At 35.7% G+C, this 5,801-nt stretch carries 3 protein-coding genes; 2 read left to right on the forward strand and 1 reads right to left on the reverse strand.

The window, feature by feature from the left end; all coding sequences use genetic code 11:
* Together AB5935_RS23190 and AB5935_RS23195 are read left to right on the forward strand one after the other, a co-directional pair.
* Positions 1–2,047 (forward strand): DUF4886 domain-containing protein (locus tag AB5935_RS23190; protein ID WP_368327610.1); only part of this gene is annotated, 2,047 nt, incomplete at its 5' end.
* Positions 2,048–2,339: 292 nt separating this feature from the next.
* A complete protein-coding gene (locus AB5935_RS23195; RefSeq protein ID WP_238338796.1) occupies positions 2,340–3,134 on the forward strand; it encodes a DUF2971 domain-containing protein in 795 nt (264 codons plus the stop codon).
* 101 nt (positions 3,135–3,235) lie between these two features.
* Here the strand turns inward: AB5935_RS23195 and AB5935_RS23200 are convergent.
* Positions 3,236–5,801: hypothetical protein (locus AB5935_RS23200; protein WP_368327611.1), on the reverse strand; the 2,566-nt coding region annotated here is incomplete at its 5' end.

Below are 5,801 nucleotides of genomic sequence, written 5' to 3' on the forward strand. Positions count from 1 at the left end.
CGCAGTGGTCAACCCCAAGACACGAAAGAGTCTGACTACGGAAATTTCCGAATTAGAAAGTTCCTTAAACGGCGGCGATACCGGATATATCAATCTCAATATCCATTCATGGGTAACAGGCCAGTGGACGGGAGAAGGATCATCATTGACTCATAATGATAACTCTTCTTATAAACGTAATACCGAGGTGAGTACTTTGATTAAAAGTGGTGCTATTTTAACAATGTATGAAGCTTCCGGAAAACAAGTGAAAATGAATGATTATGGCATAACATTCAAATTCAGGGGTTCCGCAAAAAACAAGGCGGAATGGAGCTGGTATGATTCCGGTAATGGTATTCTGATTGGAAATACTGATGCCGTTGAGATTTATATGACAGTTGAAACATCCAATGTGGAGTTTTTGAACGGGTTTGTGATTAAGGGGGCTTACGTGAAAGGAGCCGAGGATAAAATCAGTGAACTGACAGAAAGTGTGGAGTCTTTGGAACAGTCAACAACCGACAATATAGAACACATTTTTAATATTGACGAATCGGTTAACGGTGGTAATGTTGGACGCATATATATTAATGAGGATGATCTGGTTACCGGACGCTGGACAGGTGAGGGTAAGAATCTGAAAGCAGATTCAATGGAAGGATATTTGCGCACTAAAAATTTGTATGACATAACTTTGAAAGCCGGTGACTTGATTTCTGTATATGACAAGGCTGGAAAACAAGTAAAAGCCAACAGTCTCGGACTGAATATGAAGTTCAAAAACTCAACTAATACATCATCCATCATCTCCTATCAGGACAGCGGTACTTATTACAAACTCACTGAGGATGCGATGCAAATGGCATTTTTTGGCACTTCGGAGGCAGTTGAGAAGATTACCGGTTACTATTTCAAGGGATTTCGGATTAAAGGATTTGACGAAAAAATCAGTGATGTCAATGAGTCTATCCATAAGCATATTAATGATGTAAAAATCACTGATTTTTATCATTCTCTTAAGATACTTTTCATTGGTTCTTCCTTTGGGGTTGACACGATTAATTACGTTGGAGATATAGCGCATAGTTATAATTTTAATATTGTTATCGGCAACCTTTATGTTGGCGCTTCTGGAATTAAGGATTATATAACATTTTACGAATCCGACCGCAAAATATCCTACTATAAGTGGAATTTGAATGCCATTGCCTGGGAGAATGGCACCAGTACGGTAAAAGAAGCCTTGTCCGATGAAGCGTGGGATTTTGTGGTAATCCAGAACGGAGCATATCAATCCGCAGATGAGTCAACCTATTGGGATCAGGACGAGAAAGGGAATATTACCAAGAACTATGTGAATCTGTTTGCTGACATCATTGATAGATGTTGCCTGTTCTCGCATCCTGTAATCTGTTTCAACATGACATGGGCGTACAGCGTATATCATACGCTTTCATCATCGCAAGGTTCGAAGGACAAGTGGCTGAGTTTCGGCATTAATCAAAAACAGAGGCAGCTGGGTATGTATACGGAATTGTGTCGCTTGGCTCAAAAGGTATTGCAACATTGCCCGGAAGTAAAATTCGTCATCCCTTCCGGAACAGCCGTACAAAATGCCAGAGGCACGTCTTTAAGGACCGACACGACCATACAGGGAGTTGTGTCTCAATCCAATCCGGAAACGGGCACTCCTGTAACAACCGTGGTCCCAACCATAGAAGAGGCTGAATCAATGACTGACTTGAATCAGGCTGCGGTAGATTTTCCATTTATGGCCGGTAAGGATAATAATTTTATGAACTGGCATTATGGTACAGATTTGAGCAGGGACTGTCTGCACATGACAGAAGGGATCGGAAGATATCTTGTAGGAGGAGCCTTATGGCAGATGATTGGTTATAAACTTAGTCGCTTAAACTTTACAGGGAATACATACCGGACGACTAAGGAAGACAAAACGAATTACAGAATCATAGCGGTTACTGACAGAAGAGCTGATATCGCTCAAAAATGTGTGATTGCCGCATTGGATAACCCGTATGGGGTTTCAGACATTATGGAATAATATACTTATGATACGAGAATTAATCACCAAAATAATGAACCATCTGTCCGTAGAAGTGCATCCGGATGCAGAATGGTTCTAGAATGTTAAAGGGTGCACTCTTCAAGAGAGTCATCCTTTAAATAGTCATTGCTTTTTAAAAGCATTTATGCCAATAGATATAATTTTATGATCATATTTCATTATTTATTATATGCTTTATTAATTTTCAAATAAAGATGTACTTTTGTATCTCAAAACTTCTTTTAGAAAAGAGGGTAAATATAGTTATAAATTAATATATAATGATAATATGAAATCAGATCAACAACATACAGACCGAAGCCGAACAAAGAATTCCGTTCTTTACAAGTATCTTGATATTGAAGGAGCAAAAATGATGCTTTCAAATAGAACTCTCCAGTTTACTAATGCGATGCAATTCAACGATCCTTTCGACTGCGATCCCAATTTAATAGACTTCTCTAAAGTACCTTATGAAAGGTGTAAAACATGGACATCGGATATTATTGAATCGCTTGCATTTGACCAATATAGAAAGAATCGGGAGGACGTTTGGGTATGCTGCTTGTCAAAAGTCTTTGATTCGTTATTGATGTGGGCTTATTATAATAATCATAGAGGAGTTTGTATCGGCTTGAATATGGAGAAAGTGGCTAAATATTTCGATGCATCACTTGGACAGATAGTTGATAAACATGCTCATGAAGTCCAATATCGTGATATTATTGAAAAACCGGATTACTTCCAAAACGAAGAAGATTTCTTTCATTATCAAATGTGCACAAAAGCTAAAGTCTGGGAACATGAACAAGAAGCACGTATGTTTATTTTCAATCCTTTTCCATGGATTATGTTACCTGACCCAAATAATAAAAGTGATCTAGTAGACTGGAAAGAGGTAAGAGCTTTTCCTAGAATTGGAGGAGAATGTTTTGAATCCATATATTTTGGGGTAAACATTAACGAAAAAGAAAGTGGATTAATCAAGATTGCTAAAAAACTAAATCCTGATATAAAAGTGTATCAAATGGAAAAAAACACGAATGCCTTTAAATTAGATGCAATCCATATAAATGATGAATAATAAGTATAGTCTTCCACTTTTTGTCGTTTAAGTTGTTACCAACGGACTAACAGGATTTAATCTGCTAGTCCGTTCTTACAGCTTTCCGAGTTACTCTATTGTTATGGTAGATAATAATCCCCGGTTTCTATTCTTTCTCCCTCCACATAACCAAGTTCAAGCAAAGTATTCCACATTTTAGCAGCCCAAATATAGGATAATAAATTATTCTGATGAATTTTATCACTGCCGGGCCAAAAGAGTGTTTCATAATCCGATGCTGTATATTGACCTTCTATAATACCCAACGCTTGTCCATCATAAACTGCTTGTCCTTGAGTATAAGCGCGAAGATTGATATATCTTGCACCAAAACATTTATTAGCTTGATAGACTAGCTGATTAGTTGTAAGGGACAAGGGCGTAGAACAGACAATATACTTCTCAGAAAAATTATTAGCCGATGAACTGACCATATTAGCCCAATCTTCTTCTGACTCGTATCCATAATTCTGACCTGTAAACCATATATGAGGATAATCCTTGTCATCATACAATGCAGCGTCAAAAAACACATTGCCTACACCTATTTTTGTTTCTCTTCCTTCTTCCAACCTTGTAAATTCATACAATAAAGAGGTGGCTAAGCTGTCAAAATAAATTTTTCCTTGTTTTATAGGCAGCAGCTCACTGCACTTGAATAATTCAGAGTAATGATATTGTCCCTTACTATCTATATAGCCATCTCTTGTTGCATTAGTTTTAATGTCCACCGTATCTTCGTTTATTGTAATATGTGGTTCTCCAACATTTGGATTATTTATTGTGAATGTATATTTTGTCGCAGTAGATGGAATTGAATGGGTGCCAGTCTCGGATAGACTTTTTATAAATGTGCCATTCTCTGTATAAAATGCTATACCAACAGCGTCAATGGCTTGCTTTGCCAAATTTCCTCTTATACCATTAATAACTACCTGTACGTTTTGCCCATCTGATATAGCAACATAAGGTGTGTCGTGATAAATTCCGTCACTTTTTATCCATGCGCTTTCTAAAGCACAAATAACAGGGCCTTTGGCTGGTATAGTAAACTCACCTTTAACCCTTATACCTATACCTCCTGCCCTTGTTAAATTGCCAATAGTTTTTTCGCCACCTTGGCATCTTTGAATTAATTCATATCCTGTAAATTTAAATATATTATTAAGTTGTTTTATTATCAATGCACTATTATTACCACACAGTGAATCTCCTACTATAACAACTCTTTTAGGCTTAGGCTTTTCAGAAGAAATTCCTGCTTTATAAACAATGACACTTGGTTCTCCAACAGCAATAAATTCATTATCTGAAGTAGATTTTGTCTGTAATATAAGTTCTAATTTTGTATATTGATAATAATCTGATGTGTTGATAGTTACTGGTCCTGTTCCGTTTGTTAATTCATAAATTACATTATCATCTCCATACAGTATAAAAGCTGACAACCTATTTGTATTATTAGACAGACTACCATTATTAGATAGTCCTTTAATAGTAACTGTATCATAATTAGATATATCTAATTTATCTGTGCTCCATAATTTTTGTATTGAATTATAACCTTGAGTTGTTCCGTTCGGTTGATTTGCCCCCGTAAGCCATCTTCTTTTATTCCAAGTAAAAGAATTAAATATATCTATATTATCTGCTCCAGAAATTAAATAATTAATTTTTTCTATTTCTGTGGTATTAAATTCAACAGAATCAGATAAATTATTAAAATCTTCTCTTGAAGCTACAGAACTATCCATTATGACTATAATACTTGAATCATTTTTTGGAATAAATTCATCATCTGAAGTTGATTCACATTGTAAAATTAATTCCAGCTTGGTATATTGGGAATAGTCTGATGTATTAATAATAGTTTCACCACTTGCATCTCTAATTCCTTTAACAAGGGTATTATCACCATAAATACATATACCATTTAATGCAGATGCACTTGTGCTTATGGATGAGCCATCTAATAATCCATCGCAAATAATACTATCATATTCTGAAATGTCAATCCTTGCATACCAAATTTTTTGAACAGCATTATATCCCAACTCCCCGCCATTAGGTTGATTTGTTCCTGTTACCCATCTTTTTTTATTCCAAGTAAGGACACCTATGACATCTTTCTCCAACCCTTCTATTTTATTTATAGAAGATTGAATAGATATAAGTTCTTCAGGCTTAACTACTTTAGCTTTGCTGTTGGCAATAACAGAAGGAATTATAGAATTATCTTGTTTTGCTTGAATAATGATGTTAATATTGCTTCTGTCGGAATATTTATCCATATTAATAACCGCAGAACTACCCCTCAAATATTCTATTTGTTCGCTACCACTATAAATACTAATTGAAGGGAAAATATCAGAAACGTCTACTTTTTCTGATAGTCCTGACATTTTTAGAGTATCGTAATATCCTACATCTGTCAATTTGGTATGCTTATAATTTTGTTTTTGAATACTATTACCCGCAGACGAATTTGTTTCCCAATCCCATGTGCCATCTATCCATACTGTATTTTCTGTTATAAGATCTTTATCTATAGAGCCTTCTATTTGTGTCTTTAAATAAATTTCCTCATTTTCTAACTCTGAAAGTTCCGTAGTCAGACTTTTTCGTGTATTGGGGTTGACCACCGCA

This window comes from Phocaeicola sp. RTP21198st1_B8_RTP21198_201120 (assembly GCF_040929485.1).
Lineage (GTDB): Bacteria > Bacteroidota > Bacteroidia > Bacteroidales > Bacteroidaceae > Phocaeicola > Phocaeicola dorei.